The 15,405-nt window shown below is 72.1% G+C and carries 16 protein-coding genes; 2 read left to right on the plus strand and 14 right to left on the minus strand.

Annotation, left to right across the window (positions count from 1 at the left end):
- Positions 1-34 precede the first annotated feature (34 nt).
- The 9 genes from J2S42_RS20590 to J2S42_RS20630 all read right to left on the minus strand — a co-directional run bounded on the left by J2S42_RS20590 (position 35) and on the right by J2S42_RS20630 (position 8,546).
- Positions 35-1,582 (minus strand): FtsX-like permease family protein, encoded by a 1,548-nt coding sequence (locus J2S42_RS20590; RefSeq protein WP_307241517.1) that lies wholly within the window; start codon positions 1,580-1,582, stop codon positions 35-37.
- Positions 1,579-2,265: an ABC transporter ATP-binding protein gene (locus J2S42_RS20595; RefSeq protein WP_307241519.1), complete on the minus strand. Its 687-nt coding sequence runs from the start codon at positions 2,263-2,265 to the stop codon at positions 1,579-1,581. Before J2S42_RS20595 ends, J2S42_RS20590 begins: the two co-directional genes overlap by 4 nt.
- On the minus strand, positions 2,262-2,798 hold the full coding sequence (locus J2S42_RS20600) for a PadR family transcriptional regulator (protein ID WP_307241521.1): 537 nt from the start codon (positions 2,796-2,798) through the stop codon (positions 2,262-2,264). Before J2S42_RS20600 ends, J2S42_RS20595 begins: the two co-directional genes overlap by 4 nt.
- 111 nt (positions 2,799-2,909) lie before the next feature.
- Positions 2,910-4,463 carry a SpoIIE family protein phosphatase gene (locus J2S42_RS20605; protein WP_370879213.1) on the minus strand — a complete coding sequence of 518 codons (1,554 nt, stop codon included), beginning with the start codon at positions 4,461-4,463 and terminating at the stop codon, positions 2,910-2,912.
- The gene (locus tag J2S42_RS20610) at positions 4,460-5,812 is read right to left on the minus strand and encodes a sensor histidine kinase (protein WP_307241523.1); all 1,353 of its coding nucleotides are present in this window, start codon (positions 5,810-5,812) and stop codon (positions 4,460-4,462) included. The genes J2S42_RS20605 and J2S42_RS20610 overlap by 4 nt, the downstream gene beginning before the upstream one ends.
- Positions 5,809-6,804, minus strand: a complete 996-nt coding sequence (locus J2S42_RS20615; RefSeq protein WP_307241525.1) for a SpoIIE family protein phosphatase — start codon at positions 6,802-6,804, stop codon at positions 5,809-5,811. The genes J2S42_RS20610 and J2S42_RS20615 overlap by 4 nt, the downstream gene beginning before the upstream one ends.
- Positions 6,805-6,841: 37 nt before the next feature.
- Positions 6,842-7,261, minus strand: a complete 420-nt coding sequence (locus J2S42_RS20620; RefSeq protein WP_307248898.1) for an anti-sigma regulatory factor — start codon at positions 7,259-7,261, stop codon at positions 6,842-6,844.
- Positions 7,262-7,263: 2 nt separating this feature from the next.
- Positions 7,264-7,683 (minus strand): STAS domain-containing protein, encoded by a 420-nt coding sequence (locus tag J2S42_RS20625; RefSeq protein WP_307241527.1) that lies wholly within the window; start codon positions 7,681-7,683, stop codon positions 7,264-7,266.
- Entirely contained in the window at positions 7,683-8,546 is an 864-nt protein-coding gene (locus J2S42_RS20630; protein WP_307241529.1) for an STAS domain-containing protein, read from the minus strand. The genes J2S42_RS20625 and J2S42_RS20630 overlap by 1 nt, the downstream gene beginning before the upstream one ends.
- A gap of 197 nt (positions 8,547-8,743) precedes the next feature.
- Between J2S42_RS20630 and J2S42_RS20635 the strand changes: the two genes are divergently transcribed.
- The gene (locus J2S42_RS20635) at positions 8,744-9,094 is read left to right on the plus strand and encodes an STAS domain-containing protein (RefSeq protein ID WP_033339298.1); all 351 of its coding nucleotides are present in this window, start codon (positions 8,744-8,746) and stop codon (positions 9,092-9,094) included.
- A 21-nt stretch (positions 9,095-9,115) separates the two neighbouring features.
- Here J2S42_RS20635 and J2S42_RS20640 read toward each other — a convergent pair whose 3' ends face one another.
- The 4 genes from J2S42_RS20640 to J2S42_RS20655 are packed head-to-tail and all read right to left on the minus strand — an operon-like array spanning position 9,116 to position 12,817.
- On the minus strand, positions 9,116-9,655 hold the full coding sequence (locus J2S42_RS20640; protein ID WP_307241531.1) for a DUF5666 domain-containing protein: 540 nt from the start codon (positions 9,653-9,655) through the stop codon (positions 9,116-9,118).
- 14 nt (positions 9,656-9,669) lie between these two features.
- A complete protein-coding gene (locus tag J2S42_RS20645) occupies positions 9,670-10,866 on the minus strand; it encodes an ABC transporter permease (RefSeq protein WP_307241533.1) in 1,197 nt (398 codons plus the stop codon).
- Positions 10,863-11,600, minus strand: a complete 738-nt coding sequence (locus J2S42_RS20650) for an ABC transporter ATP-binding protein (protein WP_307241535.1) — start codon at positions 11,598-11,600, stop codon at positions 10,863-10,865. Before J2S42_RS20650 ends, J2S42_RS20645 begins: the two co-directional genes overlap by 4 nt.
- Entirely contained in the window at positions 11,597-12,817 is a 1,221-nt protein-coding gene (locus tag J2S42_RS20655) for an efflux RND transporter periplasmic adaptor subunit (RefSeq protein ID WP_307241537.1), read from the minus strand. Before J2S42_RS20655 ends, J2S42_RS20650 begins: the two co-directional genes overlap by 4 nt.
- Before the next feature lie 116 nt (positions 12,818-12,933).
- On the opposite strand from J2S42_RS20655, the gene J2S42_RS20660 reads away from it, so the two are divergent.
- Positions 12,934-14,595: a glycosyltransferase family protein gene (locus J2S42_RS20660; RefSeq protein WP_307241539.1), complete on the plus strand. Its 1,662-nt coding sequence runs from the start codon at positions 12,934-12,936 to the stop codon at positions 14,593-14,595.
- 6 nt (positions 14,596-14,601) lie between these two features.
- Here the strand turns inward: J2S42_RS20660 and J2S42_RS20665 are convergent, their stop codons facing one another.
- Complete coding sequence (locus tag J2S42_RS20665) at positions 14,602-15,189, minus strand: hypothetical protein (protein ID WP_307241541.1); 588 nt, start codon at positions 15,187-15,189, stop codon at positions 14,602-14,604.
- Between the last annotated feature and the right edge of the window lie 216 nt (positions 15,190-15,405).

Genomic DNA, 15,405 nt, shown 5'->3' on the forward strand with positions numbered 1-15,405 from the left:
CGGCCAGGTCCCCTGACCCGGCCGGTCCGCGTCGTCAGGCGGCCCGCAGCTCCTCGACCGCGGTGCTGCCGCGCAGGAAGAGCAGGCTGATCCCGATCGTGGCCAGCACCGCCAGCAGCGCGCCGCCGATCAGGAGCAGAAGACCCGGCACGGGTACGGGCACCGCCTGCACGATCGGCCCGACGTCGACCGTACGCAGGAACGGCGCGCTCGCGACCGGGTCGCTGCAGATCGGGCCGTCGGCCGTGCAGATCGTGCCCTGGATGCCGCCCGACCGGATCTCCGTCCCGAGGCTGCGCGTGACCAGCCAGCCGGACAGCCCCGCGATCAGCACCGCCGGTACGGCCGGGACGAACACCTGCCACACCACCGAACGGGCGATCACGCCGCGCGGCACCCCGGTCGCGACCAGCGATGCGTAGGTGCGGCGGCGGGACACCAGACCGTCCGCGGCCGCGATCAGCAGCGCCAGCGCCGTGATGGCGACGGCGACGGCGACGGCGAGATCCACCAGGTCCATCGCGTTGAGGTAGAAGCCGTCCTGGTGCGGTCCGGACAGCGCCGGCTCGCCGGTCACCGCGGTCCAGCGCAGGTCCACGGCCGACTTCGCGTCGGCCAGAGCCTGGAAGCGGGCCCGGAAGCCGGCCGACACGCCGCCGACCAGCACGCAGGCCAGCAGCGCGGCGAGCACCCGGCTGCCGCTCCACGGGTCGGCCATCAGCCGCGCACCGGCCAGCAGCGTGGACGGCGCCCGGCCCCACCGGCGCATCGCCACGCCCACCAGGTACGCGATCGCCCCGGTCCCGGCGATCACGGACACCGCCATGACCAGTGGGACCACGACGAAGACCAGGTAGACGAACCAGTCCTCGACGGTCTTCGCACGCTCCCCGAACCACGCGGTGAGCGGCGCGAAGCCGAGGAACAGCGCGAGCCCGACCGCCAGGACCGGCCCGGGCCACGTGTGCGGTGTCCGGTGCCGGGTCGCCTGACGGGCCACGCCGAACGGGGTCACCCGCACCCGGCGCAACAACAGCGCGGCCACCAGCATCGCGGCCACCGGCAGCGCCACGCAGATCGCCACGATCGCCCAGGCGGGCGGCAGCACGTCCGTGGGCAGCCACAGCTCGCCGCGCGCGTTCCGCCGGTCCAGCAGCCGGTGCCCGCCGAGGAAGACGGCCAGGCCGGTAAGCGTGCCGATCAGCGTGGCCAGGCCGGTCTCCACGGCGATCACCGCGAGCGTCTGCCCGGGCGTGGCACCGGCGAGCCGGAACACGGCCAGCCGCCGGTCCCGGGCCGGTGCGCCGAGCCGTGAGCACTGCGCGGCCAGTGCCAGCACCGGGATGCAGAGCAGCAGCAGCGCGATCGCCACGCCCGGGCGCAGGCCCGGCTGCTGCATCAGATCCGACCGGTACTGGACGGACAGGCCGTCGCCGGTGTCCGGTGTGCGGATGGCCAGCACGGTCACGGCGCAGAGCACGGCCACCGAGGCGAGCGCCGCGCTGACCGCGGTCAGCGTCACCCGCAGCGTGTCGGTGCGGGTGCCGGCCAAGGCCAGGCGCAGCGCGGTGCCGGGGCTCACCGGGCGGCCGCCATCGCCGCGGTGACGATCTCACCGTCGCGCATGACGAGCTCCCGGTCCGCGTAGCCGGCGATCCGCGGCTCGTGCGTGACCAGCACGACCGTGGTGTCCTGCGCGCGGGCCAGCCGGACCAGGTGGCCCATCACCTGCTCACCGGCGAGCGTGTCCAGCGCGCCGGTCGGCTCGTCCGCGAACAGCACGCGCGGCTCGGTGACCAGCGCCCGGCCCAGCGCGACGCGCTGCTGCTGACCGCCGGACATCTCGCCCGGGCGTTTGCCGGCGAGGTCGGCCACGCCCAACCGGTCCAGCCAGGTCAGCGCCGCGGTCCGGGCCGCCGGCCGCCGGGTGCCGGCGAGCAGCAGCGGAAGCGCGACGTTCTCCGCCGCGGTGAGCTCCGCGACGAGCTGGCCGAACTGGAACAGCACGCCGAACTCGGAGCGGCGCAGCCGGGACCGCGCCGCCTCTGCCAACAGGTCGACGCGCTGGTCGCGGTAGGTGACCTCGCCGGCGTCCGGCCGGAGGATGCCGGCCAGGCAGTGCAGCAGTGTGGACTTGCCGCAGCCGGACGGGCCGGTCACCGCCACGATCTCACCGGCCGCGACGTCGAGCGTCACGCCGCGCAGCGCCGGTGACGCACCGTACGACTTCACCAGCCCGCGTGCGGCCAGAATCGGATCGCTCATGCCGGAACCCCCTGCTGCAACTCGTTGACGCGCGCGATGGTGGTCTCCATCCAGCGCAGGTCGGCGTCGAGATGTGAGATGGCGAAGTCGGCGGCGATCACGTCGCCGAGCGCCGACTCCGGGTCGAGCTTGGCCGCGGTCAGCTCGCGCAGCCGCGCCGCGTGCGCCGCGCGCTGCGCCGCCAGGTAGGCACCGGCCCGTCGCGAGTCCGCCGCGAGCAGGGCCACCACCACCTTGGCCAGCAGCTCGCTGGACACGAACGGGGCCGGTGCCTCGACCTCAGCCAGCCACTCGTCGAGGCGGGCCCGCCCGGCGTCGGTCAGCGTGAAGCTGGTGCGCTCCGGGCCGGCATCGCGGTCACGGTCGCCCTCGGCGACCAGACCGTCCCGCTGGAGCCGCCCGAGCGTCGCGTAGACCTGCCCGAACGCCAGCGGCTTGGCCCGCGGCATGTGCGCGTCGTGGGCCCGTTTCAACTCATATCCGTGCTTCGGGCCGGTGGCTAACAGCCCCAGGAGCACATGGCCGGTCGACATGGCGCTACTATTCACTCAGTGAATAGCCGCTGTCAACCGGGTACCCTATGGCGGCCGTGTCGTGGCCGCTTCGAGATCGGGCGGGGTGGCGCTGGACCGGTGGCCGCTTTTTCAGCGACGGCGGAGGGCGACGACCGCGATGTCGTCGCTCATCTCCTGGCCGGTGAGTTCGGAGAGAAGGCGGTCGCAGAAGTCGTCGAGGTGGTCGTCAACGCCGGACGAGGCGGCCGCGGCGAGTGCGCGGAGGCCGTCGTCGATGGTGGCGTCGCGGCGTTCGATCAGGCCGTCGGTGTAGAGCACGAGCGTGGCGCCGGGCGGCACGACGAACTCGGTGTCGTCCGGTCGCTGGGCGCGCAGGCCGAGCAGCGGGCCGCGGTCCTCGATGAACTCGGTGTGGCCGTCCGTGATCAGTAGCGGTGGCAGGTGGCCCGCGTTGGCCATCCGCACGTGGCCGGTGGCCGGATCGATCAGCATCACGCAGACCGTAGCGACCTCGCCGGCCAGCAGCGTCAGCATCAGGTCGTTGATCCGGGTCAGCAGCGTGCCGGGCGGGTGGCCCTCGACCGCGTAGGCGCGCAGCGCGTGGCGCAGCTCCGCCATCACGGTGGCCGCGTGCAGCGAGTGCCCGGCCACGTCGCCGATCGCGACCAGCAGCCGCCCGTCGATCATCGTCAGCTCGTAGAAGTCGCCGCCGATCTCGGTGTGCGCGCTGGCTGGCTCGTAGCGGCGGGCCAGGTCCAGCCCGGTCACGTCGGGCAGGCGGCGGGGCAGCAGGCTGCGCTGGAGCGTGATCGCGACGCGGTGCTCCTCGTCGTAGGAGCGCTGCGCCTCGACCGCGGCCGCGGTCGCCTGCGCGAGCTGGCGCAACACGGGTGCACCGGGAATGTTGGCGGCGGCGGGCACCGCGACCTGGACCGCGGGCCGGTCGGGACGGATCCGGGTGACGGCGATGCCGACCGGGTCGTCGTCCGGCCAGGCCAGCAGCGACCAGTCGGCGGCCGGGTCGATCCGGAACGAGGTGCCGACCGCGATGTCGTGGCTCGCCCGCCACGGCCGCAGCACCGGCTCCTGCTCCGAGTTCTCGCAGGTGGCGGCCCAGAAGTCGCCGTCGCCGGTGGCGGTGACCACGGCCGCGGGCCCCTGGAAGATCTTGGCGGCGCCCTGGGCCGCGGCCGCGAGCAGGTGCGGGAAGTCGGCCGCCGAGTTGATCGCGAGCGTGGTCTCGGCCAGCAGCGCCATCCGCTTCGCGAGCGTCTCCGCCTGCTTGCGGGCCCGGTAGTAGCGCAGCACCGCCTGCGTGGTGGCGACCAGTTCCTCCGGCTCGATCGGCTCCACCAGGTACGCGTCCGCGCCCCGGTTCAGGCCGTGCGCGCGATCCTGCACGTCGACCGCGTGCGCGGAGACGTGCACCACCGGCAGCGCGGCGTGCCGCGGGTTTCCCTTGATCTTCTCGCACACCTCGAAGCCGGACATGTCGGGCAGGCGTACGTCCAGCACCACCAGGTCGACCGGTTTGACGTCGACCAGCTCCAGCGCCTCCCGGCCGGTCTCCGCCTCCACGACCGCGTAGCCGGCCCGGCTCAGCCAGCTGACCAGCAGATAGCGCTTGGTGGGATTGTCATCGACGACCAGGACGGTCGCCGGGTCGACGTGCACCCGTCTCACCCCTCGTCACGCTGAGCCGGTGCCGGGGGCATCGGCCGGCGCGGCAGCACGACGGTGAACACGCTGCCCTTACCGGGCTCGCTGGTCAGGTGCAGTGAGCCGCCGAGCAGCGTGACCAGCCGCTGCGCGTACGGCAGGCCGAGGCCGGTGCCGGTGCGCCCGGTCGAGCTGCCGGGCACCTGGTAGAACTCCTCGAAGATACGCTCGTGCAGCTCCGGCGGAATGCCGATGCCGGTGTCGGCGACCTCGATCTCCCAGCCGTCCTGACCGGTGGCGGCGCGCAGCGACATCGAGACCGTGCCGCGCTCGGTGAACTTGATCGCGTTGGTCAGCAGGTTGCGCAGCACCTGGGCGAGCAGCGCCTCGTCCGCGGTCACGGTCGAGCCGGCCGGCGGGTCCGCCACCACCAGCTCCACGTCGGGCCGGGTGATGATCGCCCGGGCGGTGCCGCGCAGCTGGCCGAACAACGCGCGCAGATCCACCTCGGCCCAGACCGGCTCCAACCGGCCGGCCTCCGCCTTGGCCAGGTCGAGCAGGTCGTTGACCAGCGTGAGCAGGTCGGTCGCGGAACCACGGATCAGGTCGACGTGCCGCGCCTGCTCGCCGGTGAGCGGGTCGGAGCCGGAGTCGGCGAGCAGCCGGGTGAGGCCGATGACCGCGGTGACCGGCGCGCGCAGCTCGTGGCTGACGTTGGCCAGGAACCGGCTCTTCGCCTCGCTGGCCGCCTTGAGCTGGGCGGACTTCTCGTCCAGCTCGTTGTAGAGCGCGACCACGCCGCGGTTGGTCTCCTCCAGCTCCTGGGACAGCTCGTTGTAGAGCGCCATCACGCCCTGGTTCGTCTCGGCCAGTTCGTCGCGCTGAGCCCGCACCTCCTCGAGCGCGGACATCAGCTCGCGGTTCTGCACGGCGAGCTCGTCCAGCGGCGTGCCCGGCTCGTTCGCGGCGACCTCCCGGCGCAGGTGAGCGATTCGTTCCTCGGTCAACGGCACGGCGCCGATCGGAAGTCGGCTGACCAGCCGGACGCGCGTAGCGTGCTCGTCACCGTCGACCTCCATCGTGTGCACCAGGCGGCCCGCGGGCCCGCCGTCCAGCAACGCCGCCGCCCCCGGACCGGCGACAATCTCCACCACCAGCCTAGGAGGTGTTCCCATCTGCGCAACAAATGCCACGTCCGCGTCGCCGGGAACCGGCAGCAGCAGGCGGGCGACGTCGCTGAGCGCGGTCGCGAGCCGGATCTGGTCCTGGTGCTCGAGCCCGACCGCGGCCGCCACCTCGCGACCGCGCTGCCGGATCACGAAGATGTCGTGCTCACGACGCAGCGCCATCCGCAGCAGCACGAATTCGCTCATGAGGGCAGTCTCGCAGCCAGCACGCAGGCGTCGTCGCGACGCACGCCGGCGTCGCGCAGCACGGTGGCCGCGATCAGCACCGGCGCGGCCGTGTTCAGTCCCGGATAGTCGGCGGGCTGCCAGCGGTCCACCACGCCGTCCGAATGCATCACCACGGCCGCGGACCGGGAGATCGGGTATTCGTACTCCCGGATCTGGCGGCGCTGGTGACCGGCGATGCCGGGCAGCGAGATCATGCCGCGCCGGCTGGTCCCCTCCACGATCGTGCCCGCGATGTTGCCCAGCCCGGCGTAGCGCACCAGGCCGGCGGCCGCGTCCAGCTCCGCGATCGCGATCGCGGCGCCGCGCGTGTGCGCGATCGCCCGGTGCACGGTCTCGACCAGCGCCGCCGGGGGCACGGCCGGTGCCGCCCGGAACGCGTTCACCGCGGCCTGGCTCGCGGTGGCGGCCAGCGGGCCGTGCCCGAGACCGTCGCTGACCAGCACCTGGTGCCGGCCGCCGGCCACCCGGATGGCGTAGCCGTCGCCGCTGACCGCCTCGCCGGTGATCGGCCGGCTGGCCCCGGCCGCCCAGGCCGGCTCCGGCACGTCACCCGGCCACACCTGCACGGCCAGCGTCGTACCGCGGCCCGGCACCGAGTGCATGTCGCACCAGCCGGCCTGCCGGACGATCGCGCCGAGCCCGATGCCGAGCGTGCCGGACGTGGAGTGCCCGTCCCGCATGGACTCGGGCAGGTCCGCCATGCCGGGCCCGGAGTCGACCGCGACCAGTTCCACACCGGCGGTGTCCGCGTTGCGCACCGGGCGCAGCAGCAGCGTGCCCTCGACCGCATGCTTGAGCAGGTTGCTGGTCATCTCCGCGGTCACGATCGACAGGTCGGACGCGGCCTTCTCGGGCAACCCGAGCGTCTCGGCCAGCCGGTCGGCGGCGCGGCGCACCGTCGACGCCACGCTGGCGTTGTCGATGCGGAACCAGGTGCCCTCGTCGGACATGTGCGCCCCTCTGTCGTTCAGTGCCCGAGGGTTCGCCTCAGCGCGACCACTTGGTCACTGTGATGCGGGTGCCTTCGCCGACCGCGGTGTGGATGTCGAACTCGTCCACCAGCCGCCGCGACCCGCTCAGCCCGAGCCCGAGGCCGCCGCCGGTGGTGTAGCCGTCGGTGAGCGCGAGGTTCAGGTCGGCGATGCCGGGACCCTGGTCACTGAAGACTATTCGTACACCGCGCCGTCGCCCGTTGTCGACGACGGTCACCTCGACCGTACCGCCGCCACCGTAGACCAGCGTGTTGCGGGCCAGCTCGCTGGCGGCCGTCACCAGTTTCGTCTGGTCCACCAGGGAGAGCTTGACCTTGACCGCCACGGTACGGGTGAGCTGCCGGACGCGGACCACGTCCTCGTCGCTGGAGATCACGAGCGTGCCGCCGGCATCCGCGGCGCCGGCGAAGCCCATGGTCACGACGACACCGCCGTCCCGTCTTCCGCGGGCTGCTCGTCGTCCTCGCCGTCGAGGAATTCCTCCTCGCGCGCACGGGCGAGCAGCTCCATACCGCGCTCCACGTTCAGGGCGGTACGAATCCCGTTCAGCGACAGGCCCAGCTCGACCAGCGTGATCGCCACGGCCGGACGCATGCCGACCACGACGGTCTCCGCGTCCAGCACCTTCGAGATCGCGGCGATCGTGGAGAGCATCCGGCCGACGAACGAATCGACGATGTCCAGCGCGGTGATGTCGATGATCACACCGTGCACGCCGGTCTGAACGATCCGCTCGGAGAGGTCCTCCTGCAGTTGCAGCGCGATCTGGTCCTCCATGTCGACCTGGATCGACACCAGGAGGAAATCCCCGATCTTGAGGACCGGTACGCGTTCCATCAGTTCTCCCGCCGGGCCGCACCGCGGCGGGCCACGTCGGCGCCGGTGCGGCGCAGCGCGTGCCGGAGCGCGTCGGCCAGCGTGGCCTTCGTGGCGATGTCACCGAACTCGATGCCGAGCGCCACGATGGTCTGCGCGATCTGCGGCCGGATGCCGGAGATGATGCACTCCGCGCCCATCAGCCGCGCCGCGACCACGGTCTTCAGCACGTGCTGGGCGACCTGGGTGTCCACCGCCGGGACACCGGTGATGTCGATGATCGCGTACGGCGAGCCGGTGTCGACCAGCGTCTGCAACAGGCGCTCCATCACCACCTGGGCGCGGGCCGAGTCGAGCGTGCCGACCAGCGGGACCGCGACCACGCCGTCCCACAGCTTGACCACCGGCGTGGCCAGCTCCAGCAGCTGCTCCGCCTGGTCCGCGATGACCTCCTCGCGGGCCTGCGCGTACGTCGCGAACGTGAACAGGCCGAGCTGGTCGATCAGCGCGCCGAACCCGATGTAGTCGCTCATCGCCTGCGCGTCGTCGTAGACGTTCGTGGCGGTGGCGAACGCGTCCTTGACCGCGAAGACGCTGACCGCGGTCTCGGTGGAGGTGAAGCCCTGCAGCGCCCGGGAGCGGGACATCTCCGACAGCAGCGCGCGGAGCTCGCCGCCGTCGTTGTCCTCCAGCTGTGTGCCGCCGGCCGCCAGTAGGTCACGCAGGGACCGGAACAGCTCGCGGACCTGCCGGTCGAGCTCGCCCTGGCTGAGCCGCCCGCGCAGCGTCGCGGCGACCTGGCGGACCCACAGCTCCGAGATCTGATCCTCGTGCTCGTCGAGCCGTGCGGTGAGCCGGCTCGCCGCCTCCGTGCTGAGCGCCACGTTCGCCTCCTGTCAGCTCCGTGGGCAAGCCGTCCGGAGTCTCGGTACCTGGGGATCACTCAGTTGACCGACCGGTGGGACACTATCACCGGAGCGACGACGGTTAGTTGCTCGACGCCAAGTATCTGGCATCCGCCTCACACTGCAAGCATGCCGCCGGTGGAGTAGCGTTTCGTCCATAACAGGAGGTCGGCTAAATGTCCTTGACGGTCAAGACCGAACAGCGCGATGACGTCGTCGTCGTGTCGGTCGCAGGTGAGCTCGACATGGCCACCGCCCCACAGCTTCAGGATCAGATCACCGACCTGTTGGAGAAGGGCCGCACCCGGCTCGTCTTCGATCTGGCGGAGGTCTCGTTCTGCGACTCGACCGGTCTGTCCGTCTTCGTCCGCGCCAAGAACAGCACGGACGACAGCGGCGGCCTGGTCCGGCTCGCAGCGCCGCAGCGTGGCGTGCTGCGCATCCTCGAGGTGAGCGGCCTGGTCGAGGTGCTGCAGACGTACCCGACCGTGGACGAGGCCGTGGACGGCGCACCGGCCTCGGCCTGACGCGCCGCCCCTGACGCTCCGCTAACGCTCGGTGATCGTGGTCGCGGTCACCGAGTTGTCGTCGCCCGCGGTGCCCTCGACCGTGACGGTGTCACCCTCGGCCAGGTCGCTGAGGGTGCCGTCGGCCGGTTTCCGCACCGCGGTGGCGTCCGACGTCCGCACCGTGACGGTCCGGCCGTCCGCTGTGACGATGTACACGGTAGTGCCGTTCACCAGCTTCACGGTGCCCTCGGTGGTACCGCCGGTGGTCGCCGCCGGTGCGGCGCTCGGCTGGGTGGCCTGCTCACCGGCGCCCTGACGGCCCTGGAAACCGGCCGCGCCGCCGGGGAACGTCATCCCGCCGCCCGGTGCCGAGGTGGTGCCCCAGCGCTGCTGGATCTCGGCGCCCGCCATGATGCCGCCGCCCAGCAGCAGCACGGCCGCCGGGACCGGCGTCCAGCGGTTCCACCACTGTCTCGGCGCGACCGCGGCCAGTTCCGCGGCCAGCCCGTCGTCGTCCGGCTTCGGCGTCTCCAGTACGACCGTGTCCGTACCCCGGTGCTTTGATCTTCTGAAAGCCATCGTGACCTGCGTTCCTATTCGTAGCGGAGTGCGTCGATCGGGCGGAGTGCCGCGGCGCGGCTCGCCGGGTAGCCGCCGAAGAACAGGCCGATCGCCACGGAGACGCCGAGCGCCAGGAAGACCGAGCTCGGCACGATGACCGGCTGGACACCGGCGATCTCGAACCGGCTGCCGAGCACCGCGATCAGCACGCCCAGGCCGCCGCCGGTCAGGCTCAGGATCGTGGCCTCGGCGAGGAACTGGGTCAGGATCACCCGGCGGGGTGCGCCGAGCGCCTTCCGGATGCCGATCTCCCGGGTCCGCTCGGTGACCGTGACCAGCATGATGTTCGTGATCCCGATGCCGCCGACCAGCAGCGAGAGGCCGGCCACCGCACCGAGTAGCACGGTGAACGTGTCCGCGGTCTCGGTCTGCGTCTCCAGCAGCTGCGACGCGTTCTGGATCCGGTACGGCGCGGTGTCCCCGTCCGCGACCTTGAGCCGCTGGTCGAGGATCGTGGCGATCTCGTTCTGCGCCGCGGTGACCCGGTCGGCGGAGACCGCCTCCACCACGATCGAGCTGAGCGACCCGTACCCGGCGAGCGTCTGCTGCACCGCGGTGATCGGTGCGATCGCGAGGTCGTTCGCGTCCTGCACGCCGGACGACGACTTCTCGGCCAGCACGCCGACCACGGTGAACAACGCGCCGCCGACCGTGACCTGCTCGCCCACCGGGTCGGCGCCCTCGAACAGCTCCTCCGCCACGGTCTGCCCGATCACGGTCACCCGCCGGCCCTGGCTCACGTCCGCGTCGGTGAACGCGGCGCCCCGGTCGATCTCGTAGGACTGCGCGGCCAGGTAGCTGCCGCCGGTGCCGATGAACTGGCTGATCTCGTGGTCGGTGCCGTCGTAGGTGAGCGTGCCGGACGCGCTGACCACCGGCGAGACCGATCGCACGTCCGGCGCCAGCGTCTCGTCCCGCAGCGCGTCCGCGATCTCCGTGGTCAGCGCCGTGTTCGTGGTGCCGCCGCGGTTCGTGCTCATCACCGTGATGGTGTTCGTGCCCAGCGCGGAGATCTGGCTGGTGATCGCGGCCGCGGAGCCGTTGCCGACCGCGACCAGCAGGATCACGGCCGCGACGCCGATCAGGATGCCGAGCATGGTGAGCGCGGAGCGGAGCTTGTTCGCGGTCACGCCCTTGCCGGCGAACCTCAGGATCTCCCAGGTGCTCACCGGCGGTTCCTCTCGTCGGAGCGGACCTGGCCGTCGAAGAGCCGGATCAGCCGGCCGGCCCGCGCGCCCACCTCGGCCTCGTGCGTGATCAGCACGATCGTCCGGCCCTGCCCGTGCAGGTCGTCGAAGATCGTCAGAACGTCCTCGGTGGACCGGCTGTCCAGGTTTCCGGTCGGCTCGTCCGCGAGCAGCAGCGCCGGCTCGGTGACCAGCGCGCGGGCCACCGCCACGCGCTGCTGCTGGCCGCCGGAGAGCTGGTTCGGCTCGTGACCGGCGCGGGCGGCGAGGCCGACCAGGTCCAGCGCGGCCAGCGCGCGTTTGCGGCGCGCGGCCGGCTTAACGCCCGCGTACGCCAGCGGCAGCTCCACGTTCGCCAGCGCGGTGGTGCGCGGGATCAGGTTGAACGACTGGAAGATGAAGCCGATCCGCCGGTTCCGGACCACCGCGAGCTGCCGGTCGGAGAGCTTGCTGACGTCCACGCCGTCCAGCAGGTAACGGCCGGTGGAGGGCACGTCGAGGCAGCCGAGAATGTTCATCAGCGTGGACTTGCCGGAGCCGGACGAGCCCATGATCGCCACGTAGTCACCGCGCTGCACGGTGAGGCTGACACCGGCGAGCGCGTGCACGGTGGCCTCGCCCTCGCCGTAGACCTTGCGCAGCTGCCGGACGTCGAGGACCGGGGTGGTGGGCTTCTCCGGCGCGTCCGCCCACCGGTAGGTCGGCGCGGTCGTCACCGGCCGCCACCCGCCGGTGCGCCGCCGCCACGGGTACCGCCGCCGGTGAAGCCGCCCTGCTGGCCGCCGCCGGGAAAGCCGGAGCCGCCGCCGGGGAAGCCGCCGCCCTGCTCGGCCGAGCCGCCGCTGCTCTCCTCGATCGTGTAGACCACCTGGTCACCGACGGCCAGACCGGACGTGACCTCGGTCATCGTGTCCCCCTCCAGGCCGACCTCCACGGTCGTCACGACCTGTTGGCCGTCCACCACCTTCGTAACCGTGCGGCCGCGGCCGCTGGACGTGACCGCGGCGGAGTTGACCATTACGACGTTCTCCGCGGTGCCGGTGGTGACCGAGACCGACACGGTCTGGCCGGACTTCGCACCCTCCGGGACCTCGTCCAGCGTGAACGTGGCGCCGTAGGTGACGGACTCGCTCTGGCCGGACGAAGCGGACGAACTCGGATCGATCGCGGCGACCGTCGCGGTCGCGGTGACGCCGGTAAGCGCGTTCCAGGTGACGGTCGCGACCTGGCCCTCCTCCAGCTTCGTGGCGTCCGCCTCCGCGAACGACGCCGTGATCTCCAGCGTGCCCAAGTCGGCGATCTCGATGAACGCGGTGCTGGTGCCGCTCTGGCCGGTCTGCCCACCGCCGCTGTCGCCGCTCTGGCTCGATGACGATCCGCTCGCCGTACCGCCGACGTTGCCGTTGATCGTGATGACGGTGCCGTCCATGGTCGCGGTCAGCGTGGCGCCCTCCACCGCGTCCGCCGCCTCCTCGACCGCCAGCTCGGCCTGCGTCACCTGCGCCGCCGCGGACGTGGTGTCGCTGCCCGCCTCCTCGGCCCGGGCCAGCGCGTCCTGCGCGGCCGTGAGATCGGCCTGTGCCGCCGCCAGGTCCCGGTTCGCCGCGGTCGGGTCGACCTTCGCGAGCACCTGTCCCTTCTTCACCACGTCGCCGACCCGGACGTTGATCTCGGTGACCGTGCCGGACGTGCCGAAACTCGCGCTGGCCGTGTTCGCGCTGGTCACCGTGCCGTCCGCGGTGACCGTGGCGGTCACCGTGCCCTGCTGCACGGTCAGCGTGCGCGTCGTGCTCGTGGTCGCGCTCGCCTCACCCCGCGCGGGCTGGGCGAAGGAGAGGTAGGCCCACACGCCGACACCGACGATTGCCAGCCCGAGGCCGGTGTTGACAATCCAGGAGGGGCGGCGAGCGAAGAGGGGTCGTCGCACAGACATGCGCGTAGCGTCGCCGCCCCCTCTCGACGCCACCCCAGGACAGCCTCGGAACGCACTGAGAAGCTGTCGATAGCGAGATCTCAATACTTGCCGGTGGGGTGTGGCAAACTCGATCGGTGAGCGCCGGGACGGCCGAGGGCGTGCGCCGGGACGATCGTCCGGCGCGCGGTGGCCGGCGCGTGCCGGTGCTGACCGGGCGGCCGGAGCCGCGTGGGCACCGGCGGCCGTCGGACAGTCCGGATCGGCGGGCCGCAGCCGGGTGGGCGATCTTCTTCGGGCTGCTCGGGCTGGGCTATCGGGTGCTGCTGGTGCGCGCCGAGGTGCCGCCCGGCGACGCGGCCGAGGCGGGTGCGGGGCTGGCCGCGCTGCGCATCGCGCAGGGGCAGGAACTGCCGCTCTTCCTGGACAGCGAACGGTTCATGGGGTCGCTGCAGGCGTTCCTGGCGGCGCCGTTCGTGCGCGTGCTCGGCACCGGGTGGTGGTCGGTGCGGCTGCCCGCGCTGATCTGCTTCGCCGGGTTCCTGATCATGGCGTTCATGCTGCTCCGCCGCCTCTACACGCCGTGGTTCGCGGCGCTGTCGATCGGCCTGTTCGCGCTCGGCTCGGACCGGGTGATCCGCGACGAGCTGACCGGCGCCGGGGCGTACCCGGAAATGCTCTTCGCGGTCGCGCTGCTGATGCTGCTCACCGTGCGGCTGGCCGGCGGCGAGCTGCGACGGCCCGGGACAGGCCTGTTCGGCTGGGGCGTGCTGGCCGGTGTGATGGTGTGGACGCACTGGTGGGTGCTGCCGTTCGTCGCGGCCGCGGGCGTGATGCTGCTGCTCAGCGTCCGGCGCGCGCTGGTCTGGCCGATCGTCGCGGCCGGTGCCGCGCTCGGTGCGGTGCCGCTGATCGTCTACGCCGTGCTCGGGGCGCCGCGCAGCCCGTTCGACCTGCTCGTGCTGGCGAGCGGCAACCTGGTCGAGGCGCCGCCGGCGGACCGGCTGACCGGCACGCTCGGCACCGCGATCCCGATCAGCACCGGCCTGTGCGCGCCCGGCGAGTGCGTGACCTGGCAGGCGTGGTGGGGTCCGGCGTACCTGGCGCTGCTGCTCGTCGCGCTGATCGCCGCGATCCGCGGGCTCGGCGACGCGGCGCCCGCCCGGGTACCGCGGCACGCCGGCCGGCTCGCGCTGATCCTGGCCACCGCGACCACGCTCGCGGTCTTCTTCCTGACCGCCAACTCCGCGCTGGCCCCGGCGTCCGCCGCGAAGAACCTGCACTACACGCTGATCGCGCTGCCCGCGGTGCTGTGGCCGCTCTGGCACGCCGCCGCCCGGCTGTGGGGCCGCGAGGCGCGCACGCTGCCGGCGGCGCTGGCCGGGCTGATCAGTTCCGCGGTGCTCGCCGCCGTGCTCGCGCTCGCGGTCGCGGCCACCGCGGCGCTGATCCTCAGCGGTCCCGCGCTGTCCGCCGCCGCCGACGACGATCGCGCGCTGGTCGCCGCGCTCGACCAGGCCGGCGCGAACCGCATCTACTCCGACCGCGACACCTGCACCCGGATCACGTTCCTCACCGGCGAACGGGTCATCTGCGCGGTCATCGACGCCCGCCTCGACCAACGCGGCGACCGCTTCCCGGTCTACGGCACCGTGGTCCGCAACGCACCGGACCCGGCGTGGGTCCTGCTGTCCGGCTCCGACCTGGACGACGCCTTCACCGCATTCCGCGACCGCACCCTGCGCGTCTTCGACGTCACCCCGGCCGGCGGCTACCTCATCTACCAGGAAGACCGGTAGTACCGGTCAGATCTGCGTGGCACTCAGCGGCTGGTAATCACGGCGCAGCGTCGTCCTCGCCAGAACGGTGTCGACGGCGGCTGCGACGGACGAGGCCGGCGAGACCGCACCAAGCCGCTCGATGACCGCGCGCGGCGACATGAACCGCTCGCCACCGAGACACCCGGATTCGTCGATCACGTCACCGGCGGCGAGTTCGGCGAACGCGCTTGCTGCCGCAATCGCCAACACCTGCGACTCGTTGGACCGCGCACTGCTCACGGTCACGAACATGCCCGACTCTGGATCCTCGTCCCGAGGGACATGCTCCGCCATCGATATGTAGGCGAGGGCGGGGAGGGCCGGCACCCGGAACACGACGTCGGCGTGCCGGGAATCCGAGTCGCCGAACGGATCGCGGCTCGTCGTCAGCACGTCAGGCGCCACCGGCCCGCTGCTGCCCCCGCGAAGGCGCTCACAGGTGGCTTCGACCACCTCCACCCGGAACGCCTCCACCCCCTCACCCAGTAGGTCACCGACGAATCGACCGGCGAGATGGGCGGCGTCATCAATCGTGATCGCCTGGTTCACACGAACTGACCACTCGATAGCCACGCCGCCTCCTAGGAGCAGGTGCCAGCGTGGCAGTGGATCCACCGATCGCCGCTCACCTTGAGGTACAAAGTGTTCCACGTAACTCGCGTAGTGATCTTGTCGCTCAGTTCGTGGCCGGAGCAATCACCCCGGGACGAATCCACGTCAGAACTGATTCTGCGGCGACAGCCTTCGGCGATCGATGCCGCATGGCCGTCGCCTCAGTCCGTCGGTGGA

The sequence above is a fragment of the Catenuloplanes indicus genome, assembly GCF_030813715.1.
GTDB classification, from domain to species: domain Bacteria; phylum Actinomycetota; class Actinomycetes; order Mycobacteriales; family Micromonosporaceae; genus Catenuloplanes; species Catenuloplanes indicus.

Coding starts and splice junctions, on each gene's coding strand:
- J2S42_RS20595 (WP_307241519.1), bottom strand. CDS start 2,265: ATGAGCGATCCGATTCTGGCCGCACGCGGGCTGGTGAAGTCGTACGGT.
- J2S42_RS20600 (WP_307241521.1), bottom strand. CDS start 2,798: ATGTCGACCGGCCATGTGCTCCTGGGGCTGTTAGCCACCGGCCCGAAG.
- J2S42_RS20610 (WP_307241523.1), bottom strand. CDS start 5,812: ATGAGCGAATTCGTGCTGCTGCGGATGGCGCTGCGTCGTGAGCACGAC.
- J2S42_RS20615 (WP_307241525.1), bottom strand. CDS start 6,804: ATGTCCGACGAGGGCACCTGGTTCCGCATCGACAACGCCAGCGTGGCG.
- J2S42_RS20620 (WP_307248898.1), bottom strand. CDS start 7,261: ATGGGCTTCGCCGGCGCCGCGGATGCCGGCGGCACGCTCGTGATCTCC.
- J2S42_RS20625 (WP_307241527.1), bottom strand. CDS start 7,683: ATGGAACGCGTACCGGTCCTCAAGATCGGGGATTTCCTCCTGGTGTCG.
- J2S42_RS20635 (WP_033339298.1), top strand. CDS start 8,744: ATGTCCTTGACGGTCAAGACCGAACAGCGCGATGACGTCGTCGTCGTG.
- J2S42_RS20640 (WP_307241531.1), bottom strand. CDS start 9,655: ATGGCTTTCAGAAGATCAAAGCACCGGGGTACGGACACGGTCGTACTG.
- J2S42_RS20655 (WP_307241537.1), bottom strand. CDS start 12,817: ATGTCTGTGCGACGACCCCTCTTCGCTCGCCGCCCCTCCTGGATTGTC.